The organism is Bacillota bacterium (assembly GCA_024653485.1).
Lineage (GTDB): Bacteria > Bacillota > SHA-98 > UBA4971 > UBA4971 > UBA6256.
In genome coordinates this window covers 13,647-30,077 of sequence record JANLFY010000003.1, presented here as the reverse complement: position 1 = coordinate 30,077, position 16,431 = coordinate 13,647, and the positions used below count along the sequence as shown (strand labels likewise).

Genomic DNA, 16,431 nt, shown 5'->3' with positions numbered 1-16,431 from the left:
GAGTGAAACTTGACCTGGACAGGTGCACGGGCTGCAGGCTCTGCGAGCTCGTGTGCTCTGTCGAGAACTTCGGAGAGAACAACCCCAAGAAGGCGGGCATTCGAGTGATCTCCAGGCTCTTTCTGGACGCGAGGTACGACGTCGTCGTGTGCGACCAATGCGGCGGGTGCGTGGATTCGTGCCCGGTGGGAGCTATCTCTGTTGAGCGTGGCGTCGTAGTGATAGACGAGGGAGCGTGCACGAATTGTGGGGTGTGCGTGGAGGCATGTCCTAACGGCGCGCTCTTCACGCATCCCGAAGTCGGCCACCCCATCAAGTGCGTCGCGTGCGGGGAGTGCGCAGCCCTCTGCCCAAGGGGAGTCCTTGACGCCCTGGCCATCGCGGGAAGGGTGGCGAGCTAGATGAGCGGAACGTTCGGATACGCGGGGTCCATTCTGAGGGTCAATCTATCCACGGGAACAGCATCCAAGGAGCCGCTCGATGAGGAATTGGTGGATGGGTACATAGGCGGGCGGGGATTCGGCGCCTATTTCGTTTACCGGGAAGTCCCTCCAGGAACGGATCCGCTTGGCCCCGACAACAAGCTGGTGGTGGCCGCCGGGCCGTTCTCAGGAGTGTTCCTGCCGAGCGGCGCCAAGACGAGCTTCTCATCAAAGAGCCCCGCGACAGGACTTTACGGCGACAGCAACATCGGAGGTCACCTGGCGGGTGAACTCAAGTACGCGGGGTACGACGCCGTCATAGTGGAAGGCAGAGCGCCGGTGCCCTCGTATCTTTTCATAGACGACGACAGGGTCGAGATTCGCCCGTGCAAGAAGCTGTGGGGTAAGGGCGCGATACAGTCTGAGAAGGCCCTCAAGGATGAACTTGGCGAGGAGTTCCAGATAGCCACCATCGGTCCCGCGGGCGAGAACATGGTGGTCTTCGCGTCGGTCAACCATGACATAGGTCGGCAGGCGGGGCGCTGCGGCATGGGGGCGGTCATGGGGTCGAAGAATCTGAAGGCCATCGCAGTGCGAGGCTCCCGAGGCGTCCCTGTGGCCGACATGGCTGCGCTGCGGAAGGCAGCGGGAGAGATGTTCGCTTCGCTGGCCGCGAATCCCGCGCTCAAGGTCTGGCAAGACCAGGGGCTCGCTCAGGTGACCACGTGGTCCAACTCCATTGGAGCCCTGCCGACTCGGAACTTCAGGCAGAACTTCTACGAGAGAGCGGACGCCCTCAGCGGTGAGCGCATGCTGAGCGACATCCACGTGCGCGACAAGGCGTGCTTTGCATGCCCCATGGCCACGGGCAAGTTCTGCCGAGCGAGATACAAAGGTGAGACGGTGTTCCTGGAAGGCCCCGAATACGAAACCACAGCTCTGATTGGAAGCAACTGCGCGCTGGGGTCAATAGAGGAAGTCGCGTACGCCAACTACATATGCGACGAGCTCGGCATGGACACCATCTCTGCGGGCAGCGCCGTAGCGTTCACAATGGAATGCTTCGAGAGAGGCATCATCACGAAAGAAGAGTCTTCGGGAATCGAGGCGCGCTTCGGCAGCCTGGACGCGTTCGTAGAAATCGCAAAGCTGATAGCAGCGCGTAAGGGAATAGGGGAACCCCTCTCGAGAGGTGTCAAGGCTGCCGCGCAGGCATGGGGAGGAGGAAGCGAGGACTTCGCGATCCATGTAAAAGGCCTGGAGTGGAGCGGATACGAGTCTCGTGGCGCGCCGTCGATGATGCTGGCGTACATGACGTGCGACATAGGCGCTCACCACAACAGGGCGTGGTCCATCACCCATGATATCGCCGTCGGCCGCAAAGTGATCGAGGGAAAGGCCGCTAAGGTGATCGAGCTTCAACACGTGAGGCCGCTCTTCGACTGCTTGGGCGTGTGCCGGCTGCAGTGGGTGGAACTGGGAGTTCCGCTCGAGCACTACGCCAGGCTCTACCCTGCGGTGACGGGTCGTCAAGACACGTGGGAGGACCTGCTCGCCAAGTCAGAGCGGATATGGAATCTGGTGCGCGCCTTCGGTGTGCGCGAGAGGGCGGACTTCGGCAGGCCGGACGACCAACCGCCCAAGAGATTCTATACCGAACCCGTCCCGGACGGTCCCCTTGCCGGGTCGCGCATTACTCGCGAGGACCTCGACAGGCTCCTCGACGAGTACTATGACTTGAGGGGATGGGATAGGAACGGGCGGCCAACCGCGAAGACCCTGGAGAGACTGGGGCTCCCCGAAGTCGCTCAAGAACTCCTGGCGATGGGGCGAATCTCATGAAGGTTACGCTAGAGGTGTCCAGAGTCCTGGTGGCCATGAGGCCGGGGCTGGCAGAGACGATGGAATTGGTGCTTCCCGATGGGGCCACCGTGGGTGACGCACTTGCCGCTGCGGGGCTCGCTCAGGGGCTATGGGGGATAGTCATTGTCGGCGGAAAGGTGGCTGGTGCTTCGACTAAGCTGTCCGCGGGAGACCGAGTGGCGGTGTTCCCGCCCGTCTCAGGAGGGTAGCCTCCTTGCGTCGCGCAAGCCGCTTCCCCGACATGGCATGCGGCAAAGCCGCAGTGTCGAACCACCCCGTCCGGGCATACCATGTAATGTGTCGCCTTTTCCGGCGACACGAGACTTGCGCCGGACGGGGTGGACGCGTTTGGAGAAGCCCTTGGTCACGAACGTTTGGGCTACGGAGTTCGCAGACTCGGTTTGTCGCCGGATGGTCTCGCGCCTCGTCGTCGAAGCCACGCTTCCGGTCCACCATCGCGTCCGCGCGCTGTCCCCTGAACAAGTGCGTATAGACCTCCCAGGTTGCGAACTCGCCATGGCCCCCGCGACCATAGCAGTGAACGACGGTCTCCTGACACACGTGACGGTGAACGCAGGGCCGCCGCACCCACAGGTCTTGGTAAGGCTCGAGCACTCTCCTTTGTGGACGATAACGGAATCGGCCGGGATGCCCGCGCGGCTGGTGGTGGACTTCGACAGGAGTCCCATCCGCGCCATTTTCGAGGGCAAGACGGTGGCGGTGGACGCGGGGCACGGCGGAAGCGACACGGGAGAGCGAGGCCCCGTGAACCTGCTGGAGAAGAACGTCTCCCTGGAGATAGCGCGCCTGCTCTCCACCCGGCTTTCCCTCGCGGGAGCAGGCGTGGTCATGACGCGGACCTCTGATCAAGGCGTCCCCGCCGCGAAGCGGTTCGCACTGGCGAGGGAGGCCATGTGCGACGCCTTCGTGAGCGTCCACACCTTCGGTTCCCGCGACCGCGCCATCGCGGGCGCGCGCACGCTGCACTTTCCTGACGCCGAAAGCGAGCTACTGGCCAGGCACGTCCAATCCTCCATAGTCGCCAAGCTGCCCGTGGTGACAAGGGGCGTAGCCAGGTGTTCAATGAAGCCACAAAGCGACCCGGGCATGCCTTGCGTGTTCGTTGAGGTCGCCACCCTCACCAACTGGGTGGAAGAGGGGTGGTTTAGAAGCAGCACGTTCAAGGAGAGGGCCGCGTCCGCCATCATGATCGGCCTCAAGCGATACTTCGCGGACCGGGAGGGTCGCATTGCAGCGGACCGCGCCGACAACACGGCCGCTCGACCGGGAGGAGCCGACTACGCCGCGCGGACGGAGAGGACCGCGAAAGCGCCGGCGTGCGTGGAAGCGGTTCCCATACGGACTCATATCATCGGAGAGAATGAGCGAATCGCGGACGTGGTGCGGAGGTACGTTCGGGGGATAGCCCGTCCGGGCGACGTAGTGGCGCTCGCCGAGAGCGTCGTCGCGATCACGCAGGGCAGGGCGGTGCTCCCGGGCTCCGTGCATCCAGGACCTCTCGCTCGGATGCTGTGCAAGCTTCCGGGCAAAGACGGAAGCCTCGCGACGCCGCCCGCGATGGAACTCGCCCTGCGTGAAGCTGGCGCGACAAAGGTGCTCCTTGGCACGGCAGCGGCGGGCGTTGGGAGGCTGCTCGGACGAAGGGGGGACTTCTTTCGGGTGGCCGGGCGCTCTCTAGCTCAGATCGATGACATCGCCGGCACTATGCCGCCGTACGACAAACACGTCATACTCGGGCCAGCAAACCCCGACGAGGTGGCGAGGGAGGTCCGCAAAGCCACGGGAGTGGACACCGTGGTGGTCGACGTCAACGACCTCGGGTGCGTCGATGTGCTGGGGTCGACGTTGCAGGGGAAGACCGACTGGCTGGCCCGCGCCTTGGCTCACAACCCCTTCGGCAACGACGACCAGCAGACGCCCATAGTCGTCCTGAAACCCCGCCGAGCCCGCGGCTCGGATCGCGGTAGGCATCTCTTGGCATGACCGAGTGTTTCGCATCATAGTACGGTACCGCTATGAAGCCCGAGTCCTTTCTCAAGGGGACCGCGATCCTCGTGGCCGCCGCGGTCGTTACCAAGATCTTCGGCGCGCTCTTCACCATACCCCTCGCCCGGCTCATCGGAGCCGAGGGGGTTGGCTTGCTCCACATGGCGTCGCCTGTGTTCACGCTGGCGCTCGTGCTGTGTATGTCGGGTCTCCCGGTCGCTACTTCGAAGCTCGTGGCGGAACGCCTTGCGAAGAACGACCGCGATGGCGCAAGACAAGTCCTCCTAGTATGCCTTGCTTTCGTCATACCCGTCGGGGGCATCCTGGCCGCTGCGCTGCGCGAGGGGGCGGATCTCCTCAGCGCAACGCTGATCGGAGACCCAAGGGCATACTTGCCGATGCGGTTCCTTTCCCCAATCCTACTGGTCAGCCCGGTGGCCGGCGTGCTTCGAGGGTATTTTCAGGGCCACCGAACCATGGTGCCCACGGCAGTGTCACAGGTGGCGGAGCAGGTTGTTAGGGTCGTGGCGGGCCTCGGGCTTGCATACGCGCTTCTTCCTAGAGGCGTCCACTGGGCAGCCGGGGGAGCAGCCGCAGGCGGCGTGGCCGGGGCCGTGGTCGGCCTCTGCATGTTGGCCGCCTTCTATTGCGAGTCGGCGAAGGAGGGCGCGGGTTCGCGGTTTGGGAGGGCGTCGTCACGGATGCGAAGGGCTCCGCGGCGAAGCTCGAGGCTAGCGCGCAAGCCGCGTCCCCTCGCCACCTCATGGGCGACCCTTCGGCAGCTCTTGTCGCTTGCCGGACCCACGACTCTCGCAGCGCTCGTCATCCCTCTCCTCGACACGATCAACGCTTTGATAGTGCCGGCCCGCCTCCAGCAAGCCGGATTCGCGGTGACAGAAGCAACGAGGCTATACGGACACCTTGCGGTCATGGCCGTCGGACTCGTCGCCCTTCCCGGAGTGGTCACTGCCGCGGTGGCCACAAACTTGGTGCCGCAAGTGGCGGCGGCGGACGCGGGCGGCGAGGCGCGGCGCGCGAGGCGCTTGGCTAGACAGGCGGTGAGGAGCGCGGTCGTGTTGGGCCTCCCGGCTGCCGCAGGTCTTGGCGTGCTTCCTACTCAGATTTGCTCTCTGCTCTTCAACGATCCGGCGGGTGGGGTGCCCCTGTCCGCCATGGCGTTCGCGTCGGTCTTCTTCTGTCTGCAACAGACCACCGCGGGCGTCCTCAACGGTTTCGGCAAGGTGCTGGTGCCTGCGAGAAACGGGCTTGTGGGCGCGGTCTTGGCGGGAGGCGTGAACTACGTCCTCACGGCGGTTCCCGGGATCGGTATCAGGGGCGCGGCCTTCGGGACGGGTCTGGCGTTCCTTGTCGCGGGCGCGCTGAACACGGTCGCGGTGGCCCGAGCCACGGGAGAGGGGATACGCTTGCTGAGCTCAGGATGGCGCGTGGTCGCGGGTTGCGCGGCTATGGTCCCGGCCGTGAAGATCGTATACCGGCTTCTACTCGGGTATACTTACAGAAACTCCGTCGCGACAGTCGCGGCGATCGCCGTGGGCGCCTCTCTCTACGGGTTCATCCTCCTCGTCCTGGGCGAGATCGCGCAGCGGGAGGTCGCCGCCATCCCGCTCATAGGACGTCCGCTCGCTCACGCCCTTCGTAGCTCAGGCATCCTACGCAGGTAGGCAGCGTCGCCGCAACCGGGGACCGTCCGCGCGTGCCGGCGACTCGCTCGCAGCGCCCGTTCGGCACACCTCTCCCTTAGCAGTTCTCCAGGTGGCTGATATATGCTAGAATTGGGGTAGCGCCTAGGACGAACCATAGTTACGGTTGCTGCCGAGGACGATGCCTGGCTTGCGCGAGAACGACGCCCTCCGCGCAAGCGACGGAGAGCGGGTTGAGAGAACGCCACCATGCGGAAGTATTTCATATGCACTCTCGGGTGCCAGATGAACGAGCACGATTCCGAGGTGATCGCGGGAATTCTGGAGGGGCGCGGATACATCGCCGCCGACGCACTCGAGGAAGCCGACGTGATCATCTTCAACACGTGCTGCGTCCGCGAGAACCCCGAACGGAAGGTGTACGGCCGGATCGCCGACCTCAAGAGGCTGAAACGGGCGAACCCCGATCTCATCATCGGCGTCTGCGGGTGCATGGTGCAGCAGGAGGGCGAACCTCAACGCATCGCCGAGAAACTGCCCCACGTGGACCTCGTGTTCGGCACCATGAACATCCATCGTCTGCCGGAGCTCCTCGACAGGGTTGAAGCGGGCCGCAAGGCGGTAGAGGTCTGGGGCGGGGAAGGCGGCATCGTGGAGCGTCTTCCCATACGCCGGGCGGACGCGGTCTCTGCGTGGGTGACGATCATGTACGGCTGCGACAACTACTGCTCGTACTGCATCGTGCCGTACGTGCGAGGCCGGGAGAGAAGCCGGAGATTCGAGGACATAGTCAGGGAGGTCAGGGGCCTGGGAAACTCCGGCTTCCGTGAAGTGGTTCTCCTCGGGCAGAACGTCAACTCGTACGGACGGGACCTCGCGGACGGTCACGACTTCGCGGATCTCCTGAACGCTCTCGATGGAACGCCCGGCATATACAGGATCCGTTATACCACCAGCCACCCGAGGGACTTCTCTCAGAAGCTCATCGACACAATCGCCGCCGCGCGGACGGTCTGCGAGCACTTCCACCTGCCTCTTCAGGCCGGCTCAGACAAGGTGCTCGCGCGCATGAATCGTGGGTACACGCAAGCTCACTATCTCGATCTCGTGCGCAGGATCCGCGAAGCGGTCCCGGGCGCGTCCATTACCACGGATCTCATCGTGGGCTTCCCGGGCGAAACCGAGGAAGACTTCCTCGAGACTCTGAAGGTAGTCCGGGAGGTCAGGTTCGACTCCGCCTTCACCTTCGTCTTCTCTCCGCGTCGCGGCACAGCGGCTGCCCGAATGGCCGACCAGGTGCCCGAGAACGTGAAGAGCGAGAGGATACAACGGCTCATCGCGGTACAGGAGGCCATCACCGCAGAGATCAACGAAGGTCTTCGGGGCAGAGTCGTCGAGATCCTCGTCGAGGGGGAAAGCAAGACGAACCCGTCCATGCTCGCGGGGCGGACGCGCACGAACAAGCTCGTGGTGTTCCCTCGGGACGATCGCGTCCGCAGAGGCGACCTCGTCAAGGTGAAGATCACCAAGCCCCAGGCCTGGACGCAAATGGGAGAGGTGGTGGAGGTTTGACCACCCCGATGCTCGAGCAGTACCAGGCCATAAAGGCGAAGCACCGCGACGCGATCCTCATGTTCCGGCTGGGTGATTTCTACGAAATGTTCAACGAGGACGCCGAGATCGCGTCGAGTGCGCTGGACATAACGTTGACCTCGCGCGAGACGGGGAAAGGCAACAGGATGCCCATGTGCGGCGTGCCATACCACGCCGCACATGCCTACATCGCCCGGCTGGTGGACTGCGGTTACAAAGTGGCAGTTTGCGACCAGATGGAGTTGCCCGGCCCCGGAAGGCGGCTGGTCAGGCGCGAAGTGACGCGCGTCTTCACCCCGGGCACGGTGACGGACCCCGAGTTCCTGGACGCAAAGTCAAACAACTACCTCGCGGCACTGGCGGTGCGGGGCCGCGCCATAGGGCTCGCCATGACTGACGTGTCAACGGGGGAGTTCGCCGTCACCGAGGCGACCGGGCATGAGGCGGTGGACGTCATCCTGGGCGAGCTCGCGCGGCTCGCGCCGAGGGAGTGCCTCGTGCCTCCCGACGCCGCGAAGGATGCCAAGCTCGTCGCGGCTCTCCGAAGGCTGGAGGGCGTGTCGCTCACGGAGCCAAACGGAACGGGCTTCTCGCCGGCAGTCGCAGCTCGGGCGGCGGAGGAGCACTTCGGATGGGCCGTGCTGGAATCGTCGGGGGCACAAGAGTATGAGGCGGGGGTTCAGGCCGCGGGGGTCATTCTGCTCTATCTACGGGAGACGCAGATGACCTCGCTCGATCACATCAGGAGCCTCAGGGCATACTCCTGTGGGGACGCGATGGGCCTCGATCCCGAGACGCGGCGGAGCCTTGAGGTATCGGATCCCCTGAGACAGCGCTCGCGGGGGCCAACATTGCTAGCCGTGCTCGACCGCACTACAACGGCGATGGGGGCAAGGCTCCTCCGGAGGTGGCTGGACAAGCCGTCACAGGACATCGCCGAGATCGGTCGGAGGCTCGACGCTGTAGATGAGCTCGTGAGGGACGTCATTGCCAGGACGGAGCTCCGGCGCGCCCTGGGCGCTGTGCGCGACGTTGAAAGGCTGGCGACGAAGGTCTCGACCTCCACCGCGGGGGCGCGCGATCTCGTAGCGCTGGCGGAATCCTTTGCGGCAATCCCGGATGTGAGGGACACCCTGGGCAGATCGAGGTGCGAGGCCCTTCGCAGGCTCGCGGGGAGGTTGGGCGACCTTTCCGACGTGCGCGAGGTCATCACGGCCGCCATCGCGAGCGACCCCCCGTCTGTGCTCACGGAAGGCGGCATGATAAGAGACGGCTACAATGAGGACCTCGATGAGCTGCGCCGTGCGACGGCGAGAAGCCGCGAATTCCTCGCATCACTGGAGACGACGGAAAGGGAGAGGACAGGCATAAAGTCCCTGAAGGTCGGCTACAACCAGGTTTTTGGGTACTACATAGAAGTGACCCGGCCCAACCTCCACCTCGTGCCGAGCGAGTGGATTCGGAAGCAAACCCTTTCAGGAGCGGAACGGTTCGTCACTCCAGAGCTCAAGGAGCATGAAGCAGCCATCCTGAAAGCCCAAGAGCTGATGTCTCGCCTGGAATACGAGATCTTCTGCGACGTGCGGGCGCGCGTGGCGCGCGAGACCGAGAGGATTCAACAGGCGGCGCAAGCGCTCGCGGAAGCAGACGTGTTCGCGAGCCTTGCTGAGGTGGCAGCCTCGCGGGGCTATGTGAGACCGGAGGTTCACGAAGGCAGAGACCTCGAGTTAGTGGGTGCCAGGCACCCCGTCGTGGAGGCGACCCTGCCTCCAGGCACGTACGTTCCCAACGACGCCCGGCTCGGCCCGGAAGAATGTCAGATCATGGTGCTCACCGGGCCGAACATGGCAGGCAAGAGCACCTTCGGGAAATCCGTCCTCCTCATCGTTCTCATGGCACACATTGGAAGCTTTGTGCCCGCCGCATCAGCGCGCGTTCCGCTCACCGATAGGATAGCGGTCAGAGCGGGCTCCGGCGAGGAGATAGCCTCGGGAAAGTCCACGTTCATGGTGGAGCTGCTCCAAACGGCAGCCATCCTCGCCCGCGCGACGGAGAGGACGCTCATATTCATAGACGAGCTTGGCAGGGGCACGAGCACCTACGATGGAATGGCCATAGCCCAAGCGGTCATCGAGCATCTTCACGACAGGGTCGGTGCGAAGACCGTTTTCACCACCCACTTCCATGAGCTGACAGAGCTCGCGACCAAGCTGCCAAGGGTGAGGAACTTCCGCGTGGAAGCCGAGGAGCGGGAGGGCGAGGTCGTGTTCCTTTTCAGGGTCGTCCCCGGTGGATGCGACAGGAGCTACGGGATAAACGTGGCCCGAATGGCCGGGATGCCGGCCCAAGTGGTGAGGCGCGCAGGCTCGATACTGCGGGACCTCGAGAGGCGCAGCCCGTCGCGACCGCAGCAGACCAGCCTCCTGGCAATGTTGATGGGCGAAGACGGCCCTGGGACCGCCGCCGGCGGCGCCGCTTGTGACGAAGGCGGGCGAGAGAGGGAGGTATCACCGGCTTCGGGGCAAGGCGGTGATCGCACCGAAGAAGGATGCATTTCGCGTCGAGCACCCACGAGCGAAACGCGTGAGGCGATTCTCGCAGAGCTGGGAGCGGTGGACGTGAACAGGATGACGCCCATCGAGGCGCTTCAGAAGCTTGCCGAGCTCAAGGCGAGGTTGGAGGAGAACGGGTGAGGGGGATGGCACGAAGCGACGAAACCATAGTGGTGCTCGACGACGAAACCATCAACAAGATCGCCGCGGGTGAAGTCGTGGAACGCCCTGCGTCCGTCGTCAAGGAGCTCGTTGAGAATTCCATCGATGCGGGGGCGTCCGCCGTGACCGTCGAGGTCGCCGGCGTGCCCGGCGACTTCATCAGGGTGAGCGACGATGGCTCGGGAATGAGCCGGCGCGACGCGAGAACCGCGTTCTTGAGACATGCCACGAGCAAGATTCGCGGACCCGCTGACCTCCAGGGCATCCTAACCCTGGGATTCAGGGGAGAGGCCCTTGCCAGCATCGCGGCAGTCGCCAGGGTGGAGCTCGTGACGCGGCGGGAGGAGGATGCGGCCGGCACAAGAATAGTGTACGAAGGGGGCACCCTTCTATTCGAAGAGGATGCCCCGTCCCCGGTAGGCACAGCTGTGACCTGCCGAGATCTCTTCTTCAACACCCCCGCCAGACGCAAGTTCCAGAGGCGCCCGGCGACGGAACTGGACCACATTCACGATGTCGTGGCGAGGCTGGCCCTTGCGTGGCCAAAGGTGAGGTTCAGGCTCATCCAAGGCGGACGCGAGGTCCTCCTCGTACAGGGAGGCCATGCTGTAGACAGACGGGCTGCCGTCGCAGCGGTGTACGGCGCGAGCCTCGCGAGGACCCTCCTGCCGGTGGTAGCCGGAACGCCCACGACGAGGATCGAGGGGCTCATATCGCCTCCCAACGTGACAAAGGCCAATCGGGACGCGCAGTGCGTCTTCGTCAACGGGAGGCCGGTGTCTGCATCCGCTGTCGTGCGGGTCATCGAGAACTCTTATGGCAGGAGGCTCCCGTCTGGTCGGTACCCCGCTGTCTTCCTCTGGATCTCCACTGATCCGAGGTCGGTTGACGTCAACGTCCACCCGGCGAAACGGGAAGCCAAGTTCTCAGTCGGTCACGAGGTGTACCAGCTCGCGGCGAAGGCTGCCGCATCCGCGCTGCGCTCAGCAGCGGCCGTGCCCGACCTCGGCCGGAGCCTCGAGTTGCGCGAGGCGGAAAGGCGAGCGACGGCGGGAACGACGCGGGACGATGGGGGTCAGTATCGCCTTTCGCCTGCGCCCGTCGCGGGACACGAGGCCGCAACAGACGGTGCAAGACAGACCGCGTTCGGCGGTGAGCATCCGAAACCGCTGGACGCCTGGACCGCGCCCGCCCAACAAGGCATCCAGGGAGCTCCGCTTTGGATTGGGTCGCGCCCACGTTCCTCCTCTCGAGGAGGACGCGACAGCGATAGTGCGGTCCTCGTGCCGCTCGGCATGTTCATGGGGGCGTACGTGCTCGCGACCGACGGGAGCGACCTCGTCATAGTCGACCAGCACGCCGCGCATGAACGTGTCCTTTACGAAGCAGTTCTCCGAGGTCTTTCCGGTGAGAAGCCCGAGGTGCAGACGGTGATCCCGACGACGCTGGAGCTCGCGCCGCGCTTCGCCTCCAGGGTGGCCGACGCGCTTGAAGAGCTTGCGAAGGCAGGGTTCGTCCTCGAACCCTTCGGTCCGTCGTCCTTCCTCCTGCGCGCGGTGCCTTCGGTCCTTGGCGCGTCGCGCCGGACAAGTGACGTAGCCCTGATCCTCAAGGAGGCGCTCGAAGCATGTCTCGATGACGAGCCCGCGGGCGGCGGTATGCGCGACGGCGCAAGCTGGCGAGCCCGCCTAGCCGCGGAGATCGCTTGCCGTGCCGCGGTGAAAGCCCACAGCGCGCTGGAGCCGCCGGAGGTCGAAAGGCTTCTCGCCGACCTCGCGCAGGCTGGCGATCCGTACTCCTGTCCCCACGGGAGGCCGACTCTTGTCAGGATCAGCAGGGCCGAGCTCGACAGGGCTTTCCGCCGGGCGTGAACGGCCCGGCGCAGGGGCGGTCAGGCCCTCGGGGGGCTGGGACCTGCCCTCGCTCGCGGTCATCCGCCGTCGGGAGCCAGGTTACAGCGGCCGCGCGACGGGGCTCAGACGGAGGCGCCACGCAGCAATGGGAGGCGAACGGCCACGACGACAAGGCACGAAGAATCCGAGGTCACGAGGACGCTTGCGATGACACATACCTCCCCAGACGTTCTGGTCGTCATCGTCGGACCCACCGCCGTGGGCAAGACCGACGTATCCATGGAAGTCGCTGCGAGACTGCCCGGCGAGATCGTGTCCTGCGACTCGATGCAAGTGTACAGGCACATGGACATAGGCACCGCCAAACCCAGCCCCGCGGAGCGCTCGCTCGTGCCCCATCACCTCATCGACGTGGTGGACCCGGACGAGGCATTCAACGTCGCGATCTTCCAGGAACTTGCCCGTGCCGCGATCCGAGACATCGCGTCCAGGGGGCTGGTTCCCGTCCTTGTGGGCGGCACAGGGCTCTACGTGAGAGCTGCTGTCGACGATTTCCTCTTTCCATGGGGAGGAACCTCACCTGAGCTTCGCAGGGAGCTGAAAGCTGAAGCCAAGGTGCACGGAGCCCCAGCCCTTCACCAGCGTCTTGTTGAAGTCGACCCCGTTGCCGCCCACCGGATACACCCAAACGACGCACGCAGAATCATCAGAGCCCTCGAGGTACACGCGGTGACGGGACGCCCGATCTCTGAGATGTGGCGCAAAGGGGGAGCGGGCAGGATGCGCGTAGACAGGCTCGTCATGGTGGGGCTCGTGCGCGAAAGGGAAGCACTGTACGAACGGATAGACCGAAGATGCGACGCGATGATTCGGGATGGGCTTGTGGACGAGACTCGAGCCCTCCTCGACCGCGGCTACGAGCGAGCGCTCACCGCGGGGCAGGCCCTGGGCTACAAGGAGATAGTCGACCACCTGCGCGGGATGTGCTCTCTTTCAGACGCGGTAGAGGCAATGAAGCGAAACACGAGGCGTTACGCCAAGCGTCAACTGACTTGGTTCCGAGCGGATCCAAGGGTAGAGTGGGTGGACCTCGGCTCCTTTTCGTCGGTGCGGGAGGCGGCCACATGCGTCCTCGCGCTCGTCAAAGGAAAGCTCGCCGCGATGTAGAAGATCGGTGTCGCCGGTGCTCGGCACGCGCTCGACGGGGCGGGTACCGACGGCAGAGCATCGTGCGCTGGGCCGTATGCTGGGCCGCATAATGCACCGCGCTGTTACGGGGTGCAGGAGCGGGGGAGGATGAAGGAGCGAATGAGCAAGCCGACGCCGAATCTCCAAGACGTGATATTGAACGCCGTGAAACGCCAGGAGATCCCGGTAACCGTGTACCTCGTCAACGGCTACCAGATGAAGGGACTGGTGAAAGGCTTCGACAGCTTCACCGTGGTCCTGTCAGACGGCACGAAGCAGGACCTAATCTATAAGCACGCCATTTCCACGATCACCCCCTCACGCCCGGTGGCGCTCGTTCCGCCGAGCGAGCCGGAAGACAGCCCCAACACATAATGACAACTCGTAATGAACGGAACGCGGCGGGCAGCATACGATATATAGTCGAACCTCTAGCCGCATCAGGTCTCGGAGCCCGCTAGGTCCTTGCCAGCACAGCCCGTGGCTCGTGCCGCGGGAAACGTAAGGTTAGGGCATACGCGCGCTCGAGTTTGCCGTCACCTGAGAAAGCGGGGGGTGGTATGGGGGCATGCTTGCTTTCGAGCCCAGGGATCCAAGCCTGGTTCTCATGGATCTGGAGGAGGGGAAGCTTTCACCGGTCCAAGCGCTGGAGGCCCTGAAGAGGGCGGCCGAACCCGGGCAGGCAAGGCCCGCGGGGCCGCACCACGCCACGGACCCGTCGCCGACCGGCGCCAGCGCGAGCGCTGGCACCAACGACGGACGGCTGAAAGAGGTTCTCGCCGAGCTCGACAGCCTCATCGGGTTGGACAGGGTAAAGGCGCTCGTGCGCGAGATAGTTGCGTACGTGAAGATCCAGCAGATCAGGGCGGCTCGGCAGCTCACGTCGGAGCCCCTCGTCCTTCATATGATCTTCAGCGGGAACCCGGGGACGGGCAAGACGACGTGCGCACGTCTCTTCGGCAAGATATTCCGGGAGATGGGGGTCCTCGAAAAGGGGCACCTCGTCGAGAGGGAACGAGCGGACCTCGTTGGGGAGTATATCGGGCACACGGCGCAGAAAACCCGGGAACAGATTAAGAAGGCCCTCGGCGGAATACTCTTTATCGACGAGGCATACTCGCTTGCGAGGGGCGGCGAGAAGGACTTCGGCAAGGAAGCCATCGACACGCTCGTAAAAGGGATGGAGGACTTTAGGGACAGGTTCATCGTCATCCTCGCAGGCTACCGTGATGAGATGACCACCTTTATCAGCGCGAATCCCGGAATCAGATCGCGATTCCCCATCCATATAGACTTTCCCGACTACAGCACAGACGAACTCCTTCGCATCGCCGACCTCATGCTCAGGAAGAGGGACTACCGTCTCGATGTCGCCGCCCGCGCGAGGCTGGAGTTCCTCCTGAGTCGAAGAGCCGGTCCTGGAAACGAGCACTCCGGAAACGCGCGGCTCGTGCGGAACTTGATCGAACGCGCCATCAGGCGCCAGGCGCTGCGCTTGGTGGAGAAGCAGCACCTTTCCAGAGAAGAGCTCATGCTCATCCGCCGGGAGGACATCACCGACGATCTCTGAGCGCGGAAGACGTGGAGAGCGCACGGCGCGAGGCCGACCTGCCGCACACCGGCCGGGCCGATCGCCCGAGGATGGCGTACAGTGATGAAGCGTTGTGTGATCGTTGGCAGGCCGAACGTCGGCAAGACCCTTCTCGTCCTCAGGCTCGCCGAGCATCTGAGGGCCGACACAGTGGACGTCACCTTCTGGCACCCACGCGGGGACAAAGAGGTGAGAAGCTACTCCATAAGCGAGGCAGTTCGAGAGCTCGTCGGACCGCGTCCTCACCAGACCCGGTGCCTCCAGTCCGTCGTGGTGGGACTGCCGGCGGGAAAGGGTCGTAGGATCGTAGAGCTTGTGGATACGACCGGCGTGGTCGACTACATTCATGAGGACCCCCAACTTCGGAAGGCGATCGCGCAGACTCTGGGGAGCATCCGTCCTGCCGACGTCATCCTGCACGTCCTGGACGCGGCTGAGGCGGGGCGATGCGAGTCCGGCATCGCTGCCGACACGGTCGACAGGCAGATCGCAGACTTTGCGGGGTCCAGAGGAGGGTATGTCATCGTGGCGAACAAAATGGACCTACCTGAGGCCGCACGGGGTCTTGCCAGGCTCCAAAGGGCCTTCTGGGGTCATACCGTGGTCCCCGTCTCGGCTGTCGCGAAGACCGGGCTGCGGGAGGTGAAGCGACATGTCCTCCGTCGTCTCTAGGTTCGCAGTGGACCTCATCGCGGTCGGCCTGGCAGGTGTGGCCATCAAACTGATGGACGACCATCTCGACTACGAGGCGGACATATCTCAAGGACAGCCCTCCCTTGTGCGCGCCCTGGGTGGCGGGGCCGTGCTCTACTCACTCGTGTTTGCGCTCATCGGCTGCGCCATGAACTTGCGCCTCGCATGTCCTCTCGTGCTCGCGGCGTACGTGGTGGGGATGCTGAAGAATCCCGGCGACATGCTGCCGCTCGGGCTCTCAGCGTGGATGGAGTCAGCGGTCGTAGCCCTGGTGACGTGCCTTCTGTTTGGCTGGCGGCTCGCCTTGGTCTCGGTGCTCCTGATGACCGTCGTCCAGCTCGCGGACGACCTCAGGGACTTCGCTTCCGACCGCGCGGCCGGCCGCGCCAACCTTGCCCGGCGCCTCGGCAAGGGTGAGGCTTTCTTGCTGTGCCTCATAGCGCTCCTGGGCGCGCTGGTCGTGGACAAACGCACGACGTTCCTCGTGTGTCTGTGCGCCCCCGCGATCGAAGTCGCCAGTCGCCTCGTCCCAGGCTGCAGAGGAGGCGGGGCCGATGCGGATGTCGATTGACTCCTGGCTGTTGCTGGCAATGGTGGCGTTCCTCCTCGGATACATCATCGGCCACAGGCACGGCCGGACCGAGGGTTTCAGGGACGGCGCAGTCTTCGCGCCCATCGAAATGCGTCGCGAATCCCTGGAACGCGGAAGGTGCACCATATGTGGGACGGGCACGCGAACGAGGAAGGGGCCGGACTCCGAGAACGAACTCTCGAACGAACCCGAGAGCTCAAGCAGGAGATCACCGCCCGAGCGCGAATAACAGCCGAATAATGGGTCGCCTTCCT

14 protein-coding genes are annotated in these 16,431 nt (G+C 64.3%); all 14 read left to right on the top strand.

Annotated elements, in window-relative coordinates; translation table 11 throughout:
* Nucleotides 1-2: 2 nt before the first annotated feature.
* Nucleotides 3-401, top strand: a complete 399-nt coding sequence (locus NUW12_02890) for a 4Fe-4S dicluster domain-containing protein (protein ID MCR4401719.1) — start codon at nucleotides 3-5, stop codon at nucleotides 399-401.
* Nucleotides 402-2,264 (top strand): aldehyde ferredoxin oxidoreductase family protein, encoded by a 1,863-nt coding sequence (locus NUW12_02885; GenBank protein MCR4401718.1) that lies wholly within the window; start codon nucleotides 402-404, stop codon nucleotides 2,262-2,264.
* The gene (locus NUW12_02880; GenBank protein MCR4401717.1) at nucleotides 2,261-2,494 is read left to right on the top strand and encodes a MoaD/ThiS family protein; all 234 of its coding nucleotides are present in this window, start codon (nucleotides 2,261-2,263) and stop codon (nucleotides 2,492-2,494) included. Before NUW12_02885 ends, NUW12_02880 begins: the two co-directional genes overlap by 4 nt.
* 139 nt (nucleotides 2,495-2,633) lie before the next feature.
* Nucleotides 2,634-4,289, top strand: coding sequence for an N-acetylmuramoyl-L-alanine amidase (locus NUW12_02875; protein ID MCR4401716.1), 1,656 nt, complete (start codon nucleotides 2,634-2,636; stop codon nucleotides 4,287-4,289).
* Nucleotides 4,290-4,321: 32 nt separating this feature from the next.
* The gene (locus tag NUW12_02870) at nucleotides 4,322-5,974 is read left to right on the top strand and encodes a polysaccharide biosynthesis protein (GenBank protein MCR4401715.1); all 1,653 of its coding nucleotides are present in this window, start codon (nucleotides 4,322-4,324) and stop codon (nucleotides 5,972-5,974) included.
* Between the two features lie 228 nt (nucleotides 5,975-6,202).
* Complete coding sequence (gene miaB, locus NUW12_02865) at nucleotides 6,203-7,525, top strand: tRNA (N6-isopentenyl adenosine(37)-C2)-methylthiotransferase MiaB (protein ID MCR4401714.1); 1,323 nt, start codon at nucleotides 6,203-6,205, stop codon at nucleotides 7,523-7,525.
* A complete protein-coding gene (gene mutS / locus NUW12_02860; GenBank protein MCR4401713.1) occupies nucleotides 7,522-10,239 on the top strand; it encodes a DNA mismatch repair protein MutS in 2,718 nt (905 codons plus the stop codon). Before miaB ends, mutS begins: the two co-directional genes overlap by 4 nt.
* Nucleotides 10,240-10,244: 5 nt before the next feature.
* Nucleotides 10,245-12,131: a DNA mismatch repair endonuclease MutL gene (mutL, locus tag NUW12_02855; GenBank protein MCR4401712.1), complete on the top strand. Its 1,887-nt coding sequence runs from the start codon at nucleotides 10,245-10,247 to the stop codon at nucleotides 12,129-12,131.
* Nucleotides 12,132-12,320: 189 nt separating this feature from the next.
* Nucleotides 12,321-13,280 carry a tRNA (adenosine(37)-N6)-dimethylallyltransferase MiaA gene (gene miaA, locus NUW12_02850; GenBank protein MCR4401711.1) on the top strand — a complete coding sequence of 320 codons (960 nt, stop codon included), beginning with the start codon at nucleotides 12,321-12,323 and terminating at the stop codon, nucleotides 13,278-13,280.
* A gap of 141 nt (nucleotides 13,281-13,421) precedes the next feature.
* Nucleotides 13,422-13,676, top strand: a complete 255-nt coding sequence (gene hfq, locus NUW12_02845; protein ID MCR4401710.1) for an RNA chaperone Hfq — start codon at nucleotides 13,422-13,424, stop codon at nucleotides 13,674-13,676.
* Between the two features lie 193 nt (nucleotides 13,677-13,869).
* Nucleotides 13,870-14,871 (top strand): AAA family ATPase, encoded by a 1,002-nt coding sequence (locus NUW12_02840; protein ID MCR4401709.1) that lies wholly within the window; start codon nucleotides 13,870-13,872, stop codon nucleotides 14,869-14,871.
* An 84-nt stretch (nucleotides 14,872-14,955) separates the two neighbouring features.
* Nucleotides 14,956-15,564 (top strand): 50S ribosome-binding GTPase, encoded by a 609-nt coding sequence (locus NUW12_02835; protein MCR4401708.1) that lies wholly within the window; start codon nucleotides 14,956-14,958, stop codon nucleotides 15,562-15,564.
* Nucleotides 15,545-16,156: a hypothetical protein gene (locus tag NUW12_02830; protein ID MCR4401707.1), complete on the top strand. Its 612-nt coding sequence runs from the start codon at nucleotides 15,545-15,547 to the stop codon at nucleotides 16,154-16,156. Before NUW12_02835 ends, NUW12_02830 begins: the two co-directional genes overlap by 20 nt.
* Complete coding sequence (locus tag NUW12_02825) at nucleotides 16,140-16,406, top strand: hypothetical protein (GenBank protein MCR4401706.1); 267 nt, start codon at nucleotides 16,140-16,142, stop codon at nucleotides 16,404-16,406. The genes NUW12_02830 and NUW12_02825 overlap by 17 nt, the downstream gene beginning before the upstream one ends.
* Nucleotides 16,407-16,431 lie beyond the last annotated feature (25 nt).